The sequence below is a fragment of the Chryseobacterium sp. AC405b genome, from assembly GCF_979258685.1.
On record NZ_OZ409877.1, the window covers coordinates 1,096,644 to 1,112,612 of the forward strand.

General features: G+C 35.3%; 16 protein-coding genes. 12 read left to right on the forward strand and 4 right to left on the reverse strand.

The features are described from left to right. Positions 1-4: 4 nt before the first annotated feature. On the reverse strand, positions 5-2,551 hold the full coding sequence (locus ACZZZA_RS05330; RefSeq protein ID WP_463430157.1) for a beta strand repeat-containing protein: 2,547 nt from the start codon (positions 2,549-2,551) through the stop codon (positions 5-7). A gap of 5 nt (positions 2,552-2,556) precedes the next feature. After that, positions 2,557-3,036, reverse strand: a complete 480-nt coding sequence (locus ACZZZA_RS05335; RefSeq protein WP_463430158.1) for a T9SS type A sorting domain-containing protein — start codon at positions 3,034-3,036, stop codon at positions 2,557-2,559. Positions 3,037-3,245: 209 nt separating this feature from the next. Between ACZZZA_RS05335 and hflX the strand changes: the two genes are divergently transcribed. The 10 genes from hflX (at position 3,246) to ACZZZA_RS05385 (ending at position 13,328) form a co-directional block, all read left to right on the forward strand. After that, a complete protein-coding gene (gene hflX / locus ACZZZA_RS05340) occupies positions 3,246-4,478 on the forward strand; it encodes a GTPase HflX (protein ID WP_463430159.1) in 1,233 nt (410 codons plus the stop codon). Then, on the forward strand, positions 4,478-5,113 hold the full coding sequence (locus ACZZZA_RS05345) for a DUF4919 domain-containing protein (protein WP_463430160.1): 636 nt from the start codon (positions 4,478-4,480) through the stop codon (positions 5,111-5,113). The genes hflX and ACZZZA_RS05345 overlap by 1 nt, the downstream gene beginning before the upstream one ends. 10 nt (positions 5,114-5,123) lie before the next feature. Continuing rightward, positions 5,124-6,410 (forward strand): cation:proton antiporter, encoded by a 1,287-nt coding sequence (locus ACZZZA_RS05350; RefSeq protein WP_463430161.1) that lies wholly within the window; start codon positions 5,124-5,126, stop codon positions 6,408-6,410. A gap of 27 nt (positions 6,411-6,437) precedes the next feature. Continuing rightward, positions 6,438-7,097, forward strand: coding sequence for a DUF4919 domain-containing protein (locus tag ACZZZA_RS05355; protein WP_463430162.1), 660 nt, complete (start codon positions 6,438-6,440; stop codon positions 7,095-7,097). Beyond that, on the forward strand, positions 7,087-7,809 hold the full coding sequence (locus ACZZZA_RS05360; RefSeq protein ID WP_463430163.1) for a DNA alkylation repair protein: 723 nt from the start codon (positions 7,087-7,089) through the stop codon (positions 7,807-7,809). Before ACZZZA_RS05355 ends, ACZZZA_RS05360 begins: the two co-directional genes overlap by 11 nt. Before the next feature lie 49 nt (positions 7,810-7,858). Next, the gene (locus ACZZZA_RS05365) at positions 7,859-8,527 is read left to right on the forward strand and encodes a hypothetical protein (RefSeq protein ID WP_463430164.1); all 669 of its coding nucleotides are present in this window, start codon (positions 7,859-7,861) and stop codon (positions 8,525-8,527) included. Positions 8,528-8,562: 35 nt separating this feature from the next. Then, the gene (locus tag ACZZZA_RS05370; RefSeq protein WP_463430165.1) at positions 8,563-10,602 is read left to right on the forward strand and encodes a hypothetical protein; all 2,040 of its coding nucleotides are present in this window, start codon (positions 8,563-8,565) and stop codon (positions 10,600-10,602) included. Beyond that, the gene (locus ACZZZA_RS05375; RefSeq protein ID WP_463430166.1) at positions 10,603-11,838 is read left to right on the forward strand and encodes a hypothetical protein; all 1,236 of its coding nucleotides are present in this window, start codon (positions 10,603-10,605) and stop codon (positions 11,836-11,838) included. A gap of 19 nt (positions 11,839-11,857) precedes the next feature. Then, complete coding sequence (locus ACZZZA_RS05380; protein ID WP_463430167.1) at positions 11,858-12,196, forward strand: DUF6122 family protein; 339 nt, start codon at positions 11,858-11,860, stop codon at positions 12,194-12,196. Positions 12,197-12,257: 61 nt separating this feature from the next. Further along, on the forward strand, positions 12,258-13,328 hold the full coding sequence (locus ACZZZA_RS05385; RefSeq protein ID WP_463430168.1) for a calcium:cation antiporter: 1,071 nt from the start codon (positions 12,258-12,260) through the stop codon (positions 13,326-13,328). Between the two features lie 33 nt (positions 13,329-13,361). Here ACZZZA_RS05385 and ACZZZA_RS05390 read toward each other — a convergent pair whose 3' ends face one another. Beyond that, the gene (locus ACZZZA_RS05390; RefSeq protein ID WP_463430169.1) at positions 13,362-13,742 is read right to left on the reverse strand and encodes a group III truncated hemoglobin; all 381 of its coding nucleotides are present in this window, start codon (positions 13,740-13,742) and stop codon (positions 13,362-13,364) included. Between the two features lie 168 nt (positions 13,743-13,910). Here ACZZZA_RS05390 and ACZZZA_RS05395 point away from each other — a divergent pair, with 168 nt between their 5' ends. Next, complete coding sequence (locus ACZZZA_RS05395) at positions 13,911-14,876, forward strand: ion channel (RefSeq protein WP_463430170.1); 966 nt, start codon at positions 13,911-13,913, stop codon at positions 14,874-14,876. A 6-nt stretch (positions 14,877-14,882) separates the two neighbouring features. Next, positions 14,883-15,368 (forward strand): YkgJ family cysteine cluster protein, encoded by a 486-nt coding sequence (locus ACZZZA_RS05400; protein ID WP_463430171.1) that lies wholly within the window; start codon positions 14,883-14,885, stop codon positions 15,366-15,368. A 160-nt stretch (positions 15,369-15,528) separates the two neighbouring features. Here the strand turns inward: ACZZZA_RS05400 and ACZZZA_RS05405 are convergent, their stop codons facing one another. Continuing rightward, entirely contained in the window at positions 15,529-15,897 is a 369-nt protein-coding gene (locus ACZZZA_RS05405; protein ID WP_463430172.1) for an iron chaperone, read from the reverse strand. Positions 15,898-15,969 lie beyond the last annotated feature (72 nt).

Consider the following 15,969-nt stretch of genomic DNA (forward strand, 5'->3'; position numbering starts at 1 on the left):
TTTTTTATTTAATGTTAACTAATACTTTTATTTTTCCGATTGAGGTTTGGTTATAATCCTGAAGCGCTTTTCCGATAACCTGGCCTATTTTTACTTTTTTAGGATTGGCTTTCATGGCAACGCCCGGTTTTGATGAAGTAACCAGAAGGTCGCCCCGTTTGATTTTTCCTCCTTCCAAACAAACTTTTGTCGGGATAACTCCAATAACACCCATTGGAACTTTGCCGGATAAATCTGCGTCTACGTTTTCTTCGGTTAATAAAACTCCAGGTTTTGTAGCGTAAACTCCGGCAACTAAGGTGGAGTAGGGTTTTGATGATTTTTCTACGGCTCTGTCGCTTGTTGTTGAAATGACAAGGATGTCTCCCATTTCGTATTCAGAAATATTTCCTTCCACGTCAAAAACTTCAGCTAAGTCAGCTCCGCTGTTTTGAGTTCCCCCATTGAAGAATCCTGTTCCTGCTTTATTGACTCTCGCAACATTGGCTCCCGCACTTTGAAAAACTGCGATGTTCCCGGAAGCTCCCGTGTGATTGACAAAAACGCCAGTTCCTGTTCCTGCATTGGTTACAGAAAGTACAGATTGAGAATTTGCGGTATTGAAATTTCTGAAATAACCTGCTCTTCCTGTACCAAAGTTGGGAATCCATCCATAGATTGCACTTCCTGTTCCGTCAACAGTTGATTCTATACCATCTCCTGCGTTTTTGGCATTGGCTGTAATTCCGTTTCCGTTTCCGTTGGCAAGAGCGATTAATGCGGGTCCGTTTCCTGTTGTATTGCTTGCGTAGAATAAACCTCCGAAACCTCCTGTTCCGGCAGATTCACCATAAACCCCAGCCGTTCCGAAATTTGAAAATATAGAATTTACTTTTCCTTTCACGGCAGGTGAAGTTCCGTTATTATTATCTACAAAGAAATCTCCTGCGATACCATTTCCTAAAGTTGTGGCACTAAGCGCTGTTGAAGTATTTGCGGTATTAAAATTTTTAAATTCTGCTGCTTTACCTGTACTGAATGTAGGAACCCAGCCGTAAATTGCACGTCCGTTTCCATCTACATTGGCTTCAATGGCGTCGCCGTCTTTACCTGCATTGGCTACGATTGCATCCCCATTTCCATCGGTGATAGCTACTAAAGCTCTGCCGTTTCCACTGACGTTTGAAGAATAAAACAATCCTCCAAAACCGCCCGTTCCGGAAGAAACCCCAAAAATACCGGCAGCTCCGAAATTCCCGAATATGGTTTTCGTTTCTCCTCTCACTGCGGCACTTACACTATTGGTATTATTAGACAGAAATGAAGCAACATTACCTTGTGCGCTATCCGGTATATTTCCTGTACTGTTAGATTCTACTTCAAAAGTGTTTCTGTCATTTGCGGTATTAAAATTTTGAAATCTACCTGCTCTTCCTGTACTTCCGCTTACACCCACTCTACCGTAAATACCTATTCCTGTTCCGGTTGTATTATTAGCAAGAAAACCATGAACACCATAGCCGCCGCCATCATTTCTTCCCACTACAGCTCCTGCAATATCACTGGTGTTTCTGCCAACCACTGCTTCACCGGCTCCATTATTATCTGCTATCACTCCGGCAGAACTCTGTGCAGTTGTAATGCCATGAATGGCGAAGCCTGTTCCCGTGTTACTCATTACACCAACTCCTGAACCTGTAGTTGAAACATTAATTACATTCCCGCTTCCTAAAGTACTTGCCGTAAGTACAGGACTTGCATTTGCATTATTTGAAATTGAAATATTAGCTGCAGTTCCTGTATTGCTCGTAGCATTGAGTCCTGTTCCTGAAGTACTATTTGCATACACTCCATACCCGGCTCCTGATGAATTTCCATAGACGCCAATTCCTGTGGGAGTTGCGCCGTATACTCCCCAGCCGCTTCCTGCCTGTGATCCCCAAACTCCGATTCCTAAACCTCCTGTCCCATTATTGATTCCTCGAACGGCAGATGAAAACCCTCCGGGTGTTGCATTGGTGACAGTTCCTCTTACGGGAGCAATGCTTGAGGAAGTAGAATTGCTTACGCCATCTATTGATGTTCCGTCGCCGTCGTTTGTTATAGAGAAGAGATTGGCAGCATTATTTGCAGTTGCTGCGAAAGGTATTGCGAAACTTCCTCCTGGACTTCCTGAAGATTTTGCATACATCGCATAAGGAACGCTTAATAATTGACTTGTTCCAGCAATTGTATAACTCGTTCCGCCTGTAGGATCTGTTTCTGTTTTTAAATAATAATTTCCTGAAGGCCAGTTGATACCGGCAAAAGTGCCTGAGAGTACGGTTCCTGTTCCGATTTCCAAACTGATAAGACCGTTGACGTTAGTTGTTCCGGTTAATCTTTCAGCATACACAACAGTTCCCGCTGGCGCACCCTGCAAAACACTTACTTTTACTCCAATGTTCTGATTGGTTAATAACTGTCCTGATGTGTTTCTCATCACAGCCTGATAACTCATTTTTTCCGGAGCTTGTGCTGATACCAAATGACAGCCTAATAAAATTCCGACTGTTAGTAAAATTCTTTTCATGATGATTATTTTTTAATGATTTTAAAAGTTTTAATATTTTTTCCATTCTGATTGATTCTGATGATGTACATCGCAGAAGGAAGTGCAGAGAAATTAAATTCCGATTTTGACTCTCTTATTTTGTCCTCCTTTACAAGTTTTCCGGAAGAATCGAATAATTGATATTCAGAATTTCTGTAGTCATTTGTAGTAAAATCCAGGAAGATGTAATCTTTGAAAGGATTTGGATACAATAAAATTTCTTTTTTGTCTGACCCGGCTGTTTCTGTGGTAGAAAGCGTGGTGATTTCAAAGGATTGTTGCACACCTTCCATCATTTGATGATTGGTTCCTTTGCTGGTATAATCAATTTGCCCGATACTGTACGAAGCAGACCCGTTACTTCCTGATGTATTTGATCCGGTGGCAAGAACTGCCTTTTGTGCATTCACCTGAATTGCTGTGCAGAGAATCAAAAAGAAGCCGTAAATAAAAGTGCTTTTCATGTTAATATAAATTTTCTGGTTAATAATGTTTTTGAGGTTATGATCTGTCAGTGAGATTTTTACGGTGTAAAGGTAGGAGGAGACGAAGCGTGTAAACCAGAGGTAAAGAACTGGAATTTAAAAGGTGATTTCCCTGTTTTTTGCAGACTTGGTTTGGATTTATTAATTTAAAATACTATCTTGTAATCTTATAAATTATAAAGAATTTCATGTTAGAAAAGAAACAACATAATTACGAAAGGGCAGTTTTGGTAGGCGTTGTCACCCAAAATCAGGATGCAGATAAGTTACAGGAATATATGGATGAGCTCGAGTTTTTGGCTCTAACGGCAGGTGCTACGATAGACAGACGTTTTACGCAGAATTTAACGCAACCCGATTCTAAAACTTTCGTCGGCAGCGGAAAAGCACAGGAAATAAAAGAATATGTAAAAGAAAATGAGATCGGAACCATTATTTTTGATGATGAATTGTCGCCATCTCAGCTAAAAAACCTTGAAAAAGAAATTGAAGTAAAAATCTTAGACAGAACCAATCTTATTCTTGATATTTTTGCCCAAAGAGCGCAGACCTCTTATGCAAGAACTCAGGTAGAATTGGCGCAGTACCAATATTTGCTCCCAAGATTAAGCAAAATGTGGTCTCACTTAGATAAGCAAAAAGGGGGAATCGGGATGCGTGGTCCGGGTGAAACGGAGATTGAAACCGATAGAAGGATCATCCGTGACAGAATCTCATTGCTAAAAGATAAACTCAAAATCATTGACAAACAAATGGCGACTCAGCGTAATAACCGCGGAAAAGTGGTGCGTGCAGCGTTGGTAGGGTATACCAACGTAGGGAAGTCAACGTTGATGAATGCGATATCTAAATCTGATGTTTTTGCAGAAAATAAACTTTTTGCAACGCTTGATACGACCGTTAGAAAAGTAGTAATCGGAAATTTACCCTTCCTGTTGACGGATACCGTAGGTTTTATCAGAAAATTGCCTACTCAGTTAGTAGAATCTTTTAAATCTACTTTGGATGAGGTGCGTGAAGCCGACTTGCTGATTCACGTTGTAGATATTTCTCACGAAAGTTTCGAAGATCACATAGAATCGGTAAATCAGATTTTAATGGAAATCAATGCGCATCAAAAACCGATGATCATGATTTTTAACAAAATTGATGATTTCAGTTACGAGAAAAAAGACGAAGACGATCTTACGCCGGGTTCCAACAAAAATGTTTCTCTGGAAGAATGGAAAAAAACATGGATGGCAAAATCTAAGCATCCTGCGGTTTTCATCTCTGCATTGACGAAAGAGAATTTCCCTGAAATGAAAAGACTGTTGTATGATGAGGTGATGAAAATTCATATTTCAAGGTTCCCGTATAATGATTTTCTTTTTGAATATTTTGATAACGACGAAGATGAAGGGTCTGAAAAAGAAGATTAATGAATTACAGAATCATATTTTTTCTCCTTCTGCTTCCGTTTTTTGGGTTGAGCCAAAAAACAAAACTTGACCTGAAAAGTATTGAAAAAAATCTTAACAACCCGAGTTCTGTCTACAATTACGAAAAGCTTATTTTTAAATTTAAAGGTCTTCCAAAATCTCTTGACAGTGTAGAAGCTCAACATTTGTACTACGGGAGAAATTTCGGGAAAAATAAAGTTTCCCAGTCAGATGAAGAGTTTAAAAGCTTAGCCGATGCTTTTAAAAATAATAATTTTGAAGAATGCATCAGACTCGGAAAGATGCTGTATGCAAAAGATCCTACCAATCTCGATATCATTCTTATTTTGCTTAGAGCTTATGACCAGACGAAAGATGTGAGTAATTTCACTCATCACATTTCACAGCTCAGACTTCTTACGGATGCTATCAAAAATTCCGGTGACGGAAAGTCAGAGAAAACAGCATACAAATTAAACAGCGTGGGTGATGAATACATCTTTCTCAATGTGATGAATATCGGTAAAGATTATACCAGAAGATCAAAAACTCTGAAAGATGGCGTAATCGATGTTTGGGAAAAAGGAGAGAACAAAATTTACATCAAAATATTTTATTTAGACTTAATTTTTTAAAGACATTTCATTGGAATTATATTATTCATTTTCGGCACTTATCGTTTTAGCATCCATTTTTGCATATATCAACTACAGATTTTTAAAGCTTCCGAGCACAATCGGAATTATGGTTATAGCCATCGTGATTTCTATCATTTTGGTTTTATTTGGTGAAAACTTTTTCCCAAGAACGTTCGGGCATCTCAATAAATTGATGATCAGTATAGACTTCACGGAAGTTCTGATGGGAGCAATGCTGAATTTCCTTCTTTTTGCGGGAGGAATCCATATTAATATCAATGATTTGAAGGAGCAGTTTCGTCCGGTGCTTATATTTTCAACGGCAGGAGTGATTATTTCGACCTTTATTGTGGGTTTCGGGATGTTTTATCTGTTGCCTTTAGTGGGTTTACAAATACCTTTTATTTATTGTTTAGTGTTCGGAGCATTAATTTCGCCAACCGATCCTGTAGCAGTTTTAAGTGTTTTAAAGCAAGCTAATATTTCAAAATCACTGGAAACGAAAATAGCCGGCGAATCATTGTTTAACGACGGTATGGCAGTTGTGGTTTTTACAGTGGTTTTACAGCTTGCAATTGGTAAGGAAGTAGATCTGGGTGTAGAAAATATTGCTATTCTTTTAATGAAAGAAGCCGGTGGAGGATTGCTCTTGGGAATTGTGTTAGGATGGGTGACTTCCAGATTGATGCGTGAAGTGGATGATTATATTATTTCGGTTCTGGTAACGCTTGCGGTTGTAATGGGAGGCTATCTTATTGCAAGACAGATGCACGTTTCAGGTCCTTTAACGATGGTTGCTGCGGGATTATTCATGGGTAATTTTAATGTGAAATTTAAAATGAAATCTGTTACTCAGGATTATTTAATTAAATTCTGGGAACTGATTGATGAAATTCTGAACGCCGTTTTATTCCTTTTCATCGGGTTTGAACTGCTGATGATTAAAGATTTAAACTATTATGTTATTCCGGGAATTTTAGCAATTGTTGTGGTTCTTTGTGCAAGATTTATTTCGATTTGGGGACCTACAAAATTTATGTCTTTTAGAACAAGATTTAGTCCGCAAACCATAAAAGTTTTGTTTTGGGGTGGAATTCGTGGCGGTGTTTCCATTGCTTTAGCGATGTCTATTCCGAAAAATGAATACAGCAATGCCATTTTAAGTATTACTTATTGTGTGGTTGTGTTTTCAATTATTGTTCAGGGACTTACGATTGCAAAAGTAGCCAATCCGAAACAGATTGAAAAAGAAGAAAAGGAGTTGGAAAGTATTGCTTTAGAAGAAGTTCTTTAATTGTTTGTAAATTAATACCAATCAGATATGAAAAAGCTTCTGTTTTTATTGTCGTTATTTTTTTTTGGATTTTGTCTTTCGCAGGTCAACATTGAACAAATAAAAAACGATGTGACAAGTGATCCTAAAAAATACTATTATGATAATTTGGAGATTTTTAAAACTGATCCCAAATCTTTGACTCAAGAACAGCTTAATTATATTTATTATGGAAACAATTACGTTGATTATGGCTTTAAAAGAGGAGAATATATGACCGATCTCGGTGAGGTTACCAAGTTTTCAAACAGAAATATTTCATTTAAAAAAGCAACTGAAGTTTTAGAAAAAGCAAAAATCTTGTATCAAAAAAATCCTTTAAAAAAAGAGCTTTTATTGGATCTTCAAAAATTATATTATATAATTAAAGATGAAGATAAAGGTGATTTTCATTTTAGTCAATATCAACTTTTATTAGAGACAATAAAAAATAGCGGAACGGGAAAACTAGATGTTTCGCCGCTTGTAGTTACAAATTTGTCAGATCAAATGGTTGCATTAGAAAGCTCTAAAGTATTTGTAAGAGGAGTAACCTTTCAATCTAAAGTTTTGGCTGATGGTTCCTGGCTTAATATTTATAAAAACGGACAAGATTTACTTTTTGTAAGAACGACACATCATAAAGATTTTTTCAAAGATGATAAATAATATTCTTAAAGAAATCAAAGAAGCATTAGCTGTTTTATCCGTTCCGGAAAAGGCCGCTTTTTTTCCTAAATTTTTCAAAACAGGAAAAGGAGAATATGGTGAAGGAGATTTGTTTTTGGGAGTAAAAGTTCCGGATCAAAGATGGGTTGCGAAAGAGTTTTATTCAAAAATTAATCTCACAGAACTGAGCGAATTGCTTTCTTCTCCTTACCATGAGCATCGCTTAACGGCTTTATTAATGCTTATTTCTAAATTTGAAAAAACAAAAGATCAAACTGCAAAAGATGAAATCGTAGAATTTTATCTGAATCATCTTCAATACATCAATAATTGGGATTTGGTTGACACGAGTTGTTACAAAATTTTGGGCAGGTATGCATTTGAAAATCAGAAAGAAAACCTTTTGCGGATGCTTTCCGCTTCTGACCAGATGTGGCACAAAAGAATGGCAGTTGTAGGAACCATGTATTATATTAAAAAAGGGTCATTTGATTTGACTAAAGAATTTGTAACTCAGAATTTACATCATCCACACGATTTAATGCACAAAGCAAACGGCTGGCTTTTGAGAGAGATGGGAAATAAAAATGAAACTGAATTGATCAATTATCTCAATCAATATTACAAAGATATGCCACGAACCTGCCTGAGATACGCGATTGAAAAATTGGATGAAGAGTTGAGACAGGATTATCTAAAAGGCAGAATTTAAAATACTAATTCGATCTAAATTAAGTAAGTTTGCTCTTTAAAACTAAATCATGAAAATTTTCTTCAAGTGTTTATTGTTTTTACTTCCATTGTTATTGCTCACGAGCTGTTTTGATATTTTAGATAAAGTCAATGTAAAAGCTGACGGAAGCGGAGAATATTCTCTTATCCTAAACGCAAGTAAAAGCAAAACCAGACTGGCTTCCATATCAAAAATGGAGACAATCAACGGTAAAAAAGTTCCGAAAAAATCTGAAATTGAGGCTAAGATCAATGAAGCTGCAAGAATTTTTAAAAGTGTTCCGGGAATTTCCAATGTAAAAACCTCGATGGATTTTGAGAATTATGTGATTAAACTGAGCTGCAACTTCAAAAAAATTGAAAACGTAAATGCCGGGTTAGAACAGTTGAAAGCTAAAAATATTTTAGGAAAAATGATTCCTACTCAGATTTACACGCACAATCCTGGAAAAAAATCTTTTACAAGAAATAAAATCAATACATTCAAAAGTGATTACGACAAACTGAGTACAGCCGACAAAGAAATTTTTAACAATGCGAAATATACTTCTGTCCTGCAGTTTGAAAACATGATTAAATCTCAGTCTAATTCTTCGTATCAGCTTGCACCAAACAAAAAAGCAATAAAATTAGAAGGGAATATTTTAGACTTTATCCTTCAGAAAAAACAAATCCAGAATACTATTCTATTTCAATAATCCTCACACTTAATATGAAACCTCTACTTTTAAAAATGCCAATTCTAGCTATTCTGCTTTTTGGTTTTATCTTCGTTGATGCTCAAAACAGCATGAAAATTCCTCAGAATGCTGTATTCTACATGGAAATCAATGGTAAACAACTGAACAAAAAAATCAATTGGGAAAAATTTAATCCGTTTTTGCAGGAAATTACCAAAGAAAAAGACAAGCAACCGTCCTGGAATGACTACTCCAAAACAGGAATAAAATACGATGCCACACAATATCATTATGCTACTCTGAATGATTCTATTCAGGCATATAACGCTCATTTTATTATAGATAACAAAGAAAAATTCCAGCAATTTATCAATTCAACCAAGAAAAAAGGACAGGAAGTTTCTAAGAAAAACAACTATTCTTATATTGATATTGATGATGACACATTCGTTGCATGGAATGAGAACAGAGCCTTTCTTTCGATGATTAATTATAACAAACCATCCAATGATATCTGGACAGATGATAATGTTACAGACAGCGTGGTAACAGTTATTGATAGCGCAGTTGCTGTTGTAGACAGTGCGGCGGTTTATGAGGAAGAACCTTTTGATTATAAAGAAGAAATCAAATATTTAAAAGAAGAAATTCAATATTTAAAGGAAAACATCAAATCAAGTAATGCCGATATTCTTAAATATCAGAAAGACATTAAATATCTGGAGAAGCATCACCAATATCCGAAGGAAAAGAAAACATCAGGTGACGGATCAGAAGATTCTACCTACTCAGAAAAAGATGTTGAAGCAACACCTCCTCCCATTTCTCAGGATGATTATGAAGGAACGGAGATGTATGAAGAAGAAGATGCTGCATATCAGAAAAAAATGGATTCTCTGGACATTGAGAAATTCAAAATCGTGAAAAGAATTGCCGAAAATAATTTTGATCAGTATTTCAGTTCGAATTTTGAGCTTGAAGCTCCCAAAGAGATGTTAGGTTTCAGAGACACCAATTCTGATGTCTTTGCTTATACCGATTACGGGAAAATAATGAGTGAAGGCGTTTACGGAAAGATGTTCAGTCTTGTAGGTTACACGAAGTTTATTCAGAAAATATACAATTCAAACTCATCTTACAATCTGTATTTTGATAAAGATAAAGTAAGATTGGTTAATAACTATCAACATAAAAATAATGAGATTCAGAAGAGTATTTCTGATGTTTACAAGGGTAAGAAAAACAAAAAACTTACGGCTTTAATCAGTGATAAAAGTGTAGGTTACTACGCAATGAACGTTAACGGCTACAAGGTTTTTGACATGATGTACGGTTTCTTTCAGGATGCCGGTGAAACAGAATACCAGAAAGAACTGCAGCTGATGATGGAAACCATGAAGATTGTCTTAGATGAAGAAGCCATCTCCAAAATTGCACCCGGAAACGGAATTTTTGTTCTGAATGAGCTGAAATCTAAAAAAGTAGAATATACAGATTACGATTATGACGAAGATTACAATGAGAAAGAAGTGAAAAAGACAAAAGATGTGATGGTTCCTGATTTTACTTTTGCTTTCGCAACTGATAATGAAGGATATTGGAAACGTATTTTTGATGTATTGACAACCAATAAAGATTTCGCCAAAAATTTTACGAAAAACGGAGAAGTTTATGCATTTAAAGAAGGTAAAAGCAATGGATATCTTGACCAGCTATTTTTCACCGTAAAAGACGGAATTGTTTATCTTACAACTTCTACAGAGAATTTGTCAGCAAAAAATCAATCTGATATTTCTAAACAATGGATGAAAGATTCTGCTAAATATCCTTTGTCGGGAAGATTAAATATTCAAAAATTATTATTGGGCATGGAGCAGGAATTTAAAACAGTTTCTGAAAGAAAAACGTTGGATCTGTTGAGAAAAAATGTGGGTGAAGTGTATTTTAAAACGGAAGCGAAAGGTGAAAGCATTCAAACTGAAATGGATTACAATATTAAAAATTCTTCCGACAACAGCCTGATGTATTTCTTTGATCTTTTTGATGAGATTTTCAAAAATATGGAAGCTGATAAAAAGCCACAAACTCTGTAAATGAAGAAAAAACAGATCTTTCTTGTCATTATTTTTTTGTTTGCTGCTGCGGTTTACATCTTGCTTTTTCATAAAGATAAAGACTTGAAATATGTTCCTGATAATGCAGATATTTTGGTTTTGGTGGATGTGAAAAATGTTAAAAGACAATATATTTCAAGTTATCTGGCTCATCCTTCTGAATGGTTTGATGGAGATCAGAAAAAGGGAAAGAAAATTTCGTTTCGTGATTCCGGATTGAAAATTCCGGATTTTCTTCAGATTTTCCACCTGAAAAATACCAAAATTTCAGAATGGTATACCATATTTGAAGTCAGTGACAAAACTGCATTTTTAGAATTTATAAAGCGGTATAAATTGATAAGTGACGGAAAAGGCGGATTTAAAAATAATCAATTCTTCATCAAAATCGAAGGTGAAAAATGTTTTGTAGGAACGTCTGATGTTAATTTAAAAAACATCGGGAAACCATTGTCGGAAAATTTCAGAAACAAAATTTTAAATGCAGACTCTTTTATTGATGATGGTTTGGGAAGCATATCATTCATTTCAGAATTAAGAACTCAGAATTTTTCAATTCATTTAAATGATCATGAAATTGAAATAAGCAACACTTCGCAATCAGAGAATTTTGAATCTTTGTTTACAGATTTACAAAGTAAGACCAATTTTTTAGAAGCTGAATTGGATGCTGAAAACATCAAAAATGTAAGCCATTTTTTTAATGAAAACTTGAATGATTCTGCGAATGTCAATTCCCTGAAAATGGCTGCTGATCTTGAAGAAGTAAATGATACCATAATCAGCTACGGTTATGATGATGATTTTAACGAAATTGAAAAGGTGAGCTATCAGAAAATTGTTCAGCCCAATTATGAAATTTTGCTTCAAAGCTCAAATCCTGAAAAGACGTGGGGCTTTTTCCAAAATAAAAAATGGATGAATGCTCAAAATCAGTTTACTGCAATCCCTTTTCAACCCAATCTTGCTTCTAAAAACAGCAGGGAAATTATTATAAAATCTGCGAGAAAAAATAGTATAACAAATAATCTACGGAAGAAAAACTATATTTTCCTGAAAAACAGTCTGTTGCTTTCTTCGTCTTTAAAAACTTTCATGAGTTTGGATAAAAGGTTTCTGAAAGATTTTGAATCTCTTTTTTACACCAATCAATCCAACAATTATTACTTAAAGATAAAATTTGCCAAACAAAAACTACCTTTAATTTTGAGATAATAAGTTAAAAATTCTATTGATGAATCCATCTGATCTTCATTTGCTTAAGACTTGTACCCATTATTTTCTGCATTTGGTTTTTCCGGGAATTGTTGCGTTTCTGTTTTACAGAAAAGATTGGAAGAAAGTGTATCTCATTCTTTTGGCAACAATGTTGGTGGATCTTGATCATCTGTTTGCAAATCCTGTTTTTGATCCGGACAGAATGAGTATCGGGTTTCATGTCTTACATTCTTATTATGCTATTGCGGTTTATTTTTTGCTGCTTTTTTTTAAAGGAAATATAAGAATAATAGGTATCGGACTTCTCCTTCACATGATCACAGATTATCAGGATTTTGTTCTCTGGCCTCATTAGAATATGATTAATGTTTCCTTTTAAAAAAAGCCCATAGATTTTTTGTATTTTAGAGACGCTTATGAAACTAAAAGAAATTTTACATTACACCTACATTTGCCCCGTACTTGCTGTTATTTATTACTTCACCGGATTAATGGGTACAGGAACGGTTTCTGATATTGTTGCCGGAATTCTATTAATAGGGAGTGTGCTTTCTGCCGTACATCATGCAGAAGTGGTTGCCCATAAAGTTGGCGAACCTTACGGAACAATTATCTTGGCACTTTGTATAACCATTATAGAAGTTGCCCTGATTATTTCGCTGATGGTTGCAGGAGGCGATCAGGCTTTGACCTTAGCAAGAGACACTGTTTTTGCTGCAGTAATGATTATTCTGAACGGAATTATCGGTATCTGTATATTGGTAGGAGGAGTGAAGTATTTTGAGCAGTATTTCGCCCGTACCTCGGCAACCACCTATCTGATCAGTATCGTTTCTATTCTCGTCATTACTTTGATACTGCCAAATTTTACATCAAGTGTAAACGGACCTTATTACAATACTGCACAGTTGATCTTTGTTTCTATTGCCTGTCTTGTAATTTACGGGGTGTTTTTGATGGTTCAGACGGTAAGACACAGAAGTTATTTTGTTCCGGCGGACGGAAATACAGAGAGCCATTATGTACCAACAAAGATTCAGACTATTGTCAGTTTTCTGTTTTTGGTTATTTGTCTGGTGATTGTTGTGCTTTTGGCGAAAGGTTTATCCGGTACAATTGAAGATGTGGTCCAGAGTATGGGTGCTCCGAAATCTCTTGTCGGCGTTATCATTGCAGCGGTTGTCCTACTTCCGGAAGGTTTGGCGGCGATAAGGGCTGCGAGAAACAATCAGATTCAGTCCAGTCTTAATCTAGCATTGGGATCTGCTTTGGCAAGTATCGGCTTAACGATTCCTGCCATTTCTGCAGTGAGTATTATGTACGATATCCCTTTGGTTTTAGGTTTAGATAAGAAAGATATTATTCTGCTTACTTTATCGGTTTTCATCGTAATGCTTTCATTAAGCAGAGGAAAAACGAATGTATTGTATGGAACGGTTTTGCTGGTGAATCTGGCTGCCTATATTTTTACGGTAATCGTACCTTAAATTAGAGCAAGCAACAGTAAAAACCACAAACTTTTATGGTTTTCTAGCCATTTCCATTTTATAAGCCATTAAATTGGCTATATTTTCAGATTTGGTAATGGCCATAGAAGCGTTTTGACCGATAAAATTCTCTTCAATGGTATTTTTCCAGAGTTTTAGCCATTGTGTAAAATGCTGTTTTTCCATTGCCTGAATTTCGTTGATCGGAAAGTGCATCTGCATCGGGTTTCCTTTATAGCTCATCTGTCCGAATAAAATGGTTTCCCAAAACGAATACATCTTAGGCAAATGCTTTTCCCAATCTACCTTTACGATGTCTTTAAAGAAGAAACCAATTGTTTCGTCTTCTACAACTTTTTTATAAAATGAGTTGACAAGCAATTCTATGTCTTCTCTCGATTCTAAATCTTTCATTGGTAATTTTATTTTCGATTCAATTTCGTTCTTCAAATTTAGTTTAAAAATAACATGATATTTCATTGGGCTACATGTCAAATTTCATATAAACAATGTTTTATCTTTGCACTTTCTAACTGCGGTTTAATAAACAGGAAAATGTAAGCACACAAATGACAAGACAATATGGCAAGAGGTTTTAAAAAAAGGATTCAGCAGAAAAACACAGACAGCAGCGGCTTTGGAGCAAATGCTTCAGGACGATTTATCAATAAAGACGGATTACCGAATGTAAAAAGGAAAGGAGTTAATATTTTAAACAGAATGAGCTGGTATCACACGATGCTGAACCTGTCTTCTTTCCGTTTTATTTCTTATCTGGTTTTGATGTATATTTTCATCAATTTTATTTTTGCAGCCATTTATTATTTTATTGGGGTAGAGCATCTTACGGGGATTAACAAGAGTAATCCTCTCGATGAGTTTATTGATGTTTTTTTCTTCAGCTCACAAACGTTTACCACAGTGGGTTATGGCAGAATTGCACCGGTGGGTTTTGTGGCAAGTCTTGTGGCTACTTTCGAGGCATTTCTAGGTTTGCTTACTTTTGCTATAGCAACAGGTTTATTTTACGGTAGATTTTCAAGACCAAGAGCATATCTTATGTTTTCAAAAGTGGCTGTCATTGCTCCTTTTCAAGAGGTTACAGCATTGATGTTCAGAGTGGCACCTTATAAAAACAATGCGTTGACAGATGCAGAAGTTGTACTTTCTACTGCAATAGAGATTACAGAAGACGGAAATTCTAAAACGAATTTTTACACACTTGACACCCATCTCAATAGAATCAATACATTGGCACTGAACTGGACAATTGTGCATAAAATAGATGAAAATTCACCATTTTACAGGTTTTCAGAAGAGGATTTTAAAAATATAAATATTGAAATCATTGTGCATGTACGCGCATTTGACGAAGTTTTTTCTAACACCGTAGTTCAAAGATCGTCTTATGTTTCTAATGAAATAATATATGGTGCACAGTTTATTCCGATGTATTATCCTGATATTTCTAAGCAATCAACGGTTTTAGATTTAGATAAAATAAATGATTTTAAAAAAGTAAATCTGCCCACTGTACAAGTTGATTAGAAAATAATGAATGTAGATTTTTATAAAAAACAGGCTTTACAAAAGCAAAAAGAGCATAAAAAATTTTTAGACGGTCTCAAAAAGAAACCGCCTAAAAATCTTGACTATGTTGTTGAAGAAATTCATGAAGAGGTTTTCGAAAAAATTGACTGTCTGCAATGTGCAAACTGCTGCAAGACCACCGGACCTCTTTACACTGAGAAAGATATAGAGCGTATCTCAAAACATCTGCGGATGAAACAGGCAGATTTTGAGAGTAAATTTCTGCGTGTAGATGAGGATAAGGATAAGGTTTTGCAGAATCTTCCCTGCTTCTTTCTGAATAACGATAACACCTGCTCGATCTATGAAGTACGTCCTAAAGCATGTAGAGAATATCCGCATACAGACAGGAAAAAGATTTACCAGATCAATCATCTGATGATACAGAATACCGTGATTTGTCCTGCAGCATTTGAGTTTGTAGAAAAAATGATGAGCAGAATTAAATAATACTCTTAAATATATTTAAATAATACTAAACTTACGTTAAAAGATAAATTCAATATAATTTTATCAATCGCGCTTCGTTTCATTATAAAATCAATCCCCGTTGATTTATATTAGAAGTAGTTTTTTAGATAGTAAATTGGAATCCTGGAGCTTTAATGTTTCAGGATTTTTTCTGCTCAATTTCCATCATTCTGAACTGTATAATCTTTTCAATCAGATATAAAGGTAGCTCTCCCTCAATCGGAAACTGTATCGTTCCTTTTGAAATTGTATACTTTTTTTTACTCAATTCTTCCTTAAATTTTTCTACAACTTCGGCTCCTGGATAAAACCCGATGTGATTTTTATAACCTGCAAAATACACCAGCGGTTTTTTCAGATATTTGAATCCAGGCATTTGATACCCAATATATTCTTCGATTTCAGAGTTTTGAGAATGAATGGTTTTTCTTAACAATTCAAATTTTATCTGAACTTCTTCAGGAAAAAAACCATAATATTCATCAATAGTTTTGAATGTATTTTTCATGATTGAAAGTTTTCATAAAAATAAAAAAAGCGCTGAATAAATCCAACGCTTTCCTCTTTCACTATTACTTTT

Coding starts and splice junctions, on each gene's coding strand:
- ACZZZA_RS05330 (WP_463430157.1), bottom strand. CDS start 2,551: ATGAAAAGAATTTTACTAACAGTCGGAATTTTATTAGGCTGTCATTTG.
- ACZZZA_RS05335 (WP_463430158.1), bottom strand. CDS start 3,036: ATGAAAAGCACTTTTATTTACGGCTTCTTTTTGATTCTCTGCACAGCA.
- hflX (WP_463430159.1), top strand. CDS start 3,246: ATGTTAGAAAAGAAACAACATAATTACGAAAGGGCAGTTTTGGTAGGC.
- ACZZZA_RS05345 (WP_463430160.1), top strand. CDS start 4,478: ATGAATTACAGAATCATATTTTTTCTCCTTCTGCTTCCGTTTTTTGGG.
- ACZZZA_RS05355 (WP_463430162.1), top strand. CDS start 6,438: ATGAAAAAGCTTCTGTTTTTATTGTCGTTATTTTTTTTTGGATTTTGT.
- ACZZZA_RS05360 (WP_463430163.1), top strand. CDS start 7,087: ATGATAAATAATATTCTTAAAGAAATCAAAGAAGCATTAGCTGTTTTA.
- ACZZZA_RS05365 (WP_463430164.1), top strand. CDS start 7,859: ATGAAAATTTTCTTCAAGTGTTTATTGTTTTTACTTCCATTGTTATTG.
- ACZZZA_RS05370 (WP_463430165.1), top strand. CDS start 8,563: ATGCCAATTCTAGCTATTCTGCTTTTTGGTTTTATCTTCGTTGATGCT.
- ACZZZA_RS05375 (WP_463430166.1), top strand. CDS start 10,603: ATGAAGAAAAAACAGATCTTTCTTGTCATTATTTTTTTGTTTGCTGCT.
- ACZZZA_RS05380 (WP_463430167.1), top strand. CDS start 11,858: ATGAATCCATCTGATCTTCATTTGCTTAAGACTTGTACCCATTATTTT.
- ACZZZA_RS05385 (WP_463430168.1), top strand. CDS start 12,258: ATGAAACTAAAAGAAATTTTACATTACACCTACATTTGCCCCGTACTT.
- ACZZZA_RS05390 (WP_463430169.1), bottom strand. CDS start 13,742: ATGAAAGATTTAGAATCGAGAGAAGACATAGAATTGCTTGTCAACTCA.
- ACZZZA_RS05395 (WP_463430170.1), top strand. CDS start 13,911: ATGGCAAGAGGTTTTAAAAAAAGGATTCAGCAGAAAAACACAGACAGC.
- ACZZZA_RS05400 (WP_463430171.1), top strand. CDS start 14,883: ATGAATGTAGATTTTTATAAAAAACAGGCTTTACAAAAGCAAAAAGAG.
- ACZZZA_RS05405 (WP_463430172.1), bottom strand. CDS start 15,897: ATGAAAAATACATTCAAAACTATTGATGAATATTATGGTTTTTTTCCT.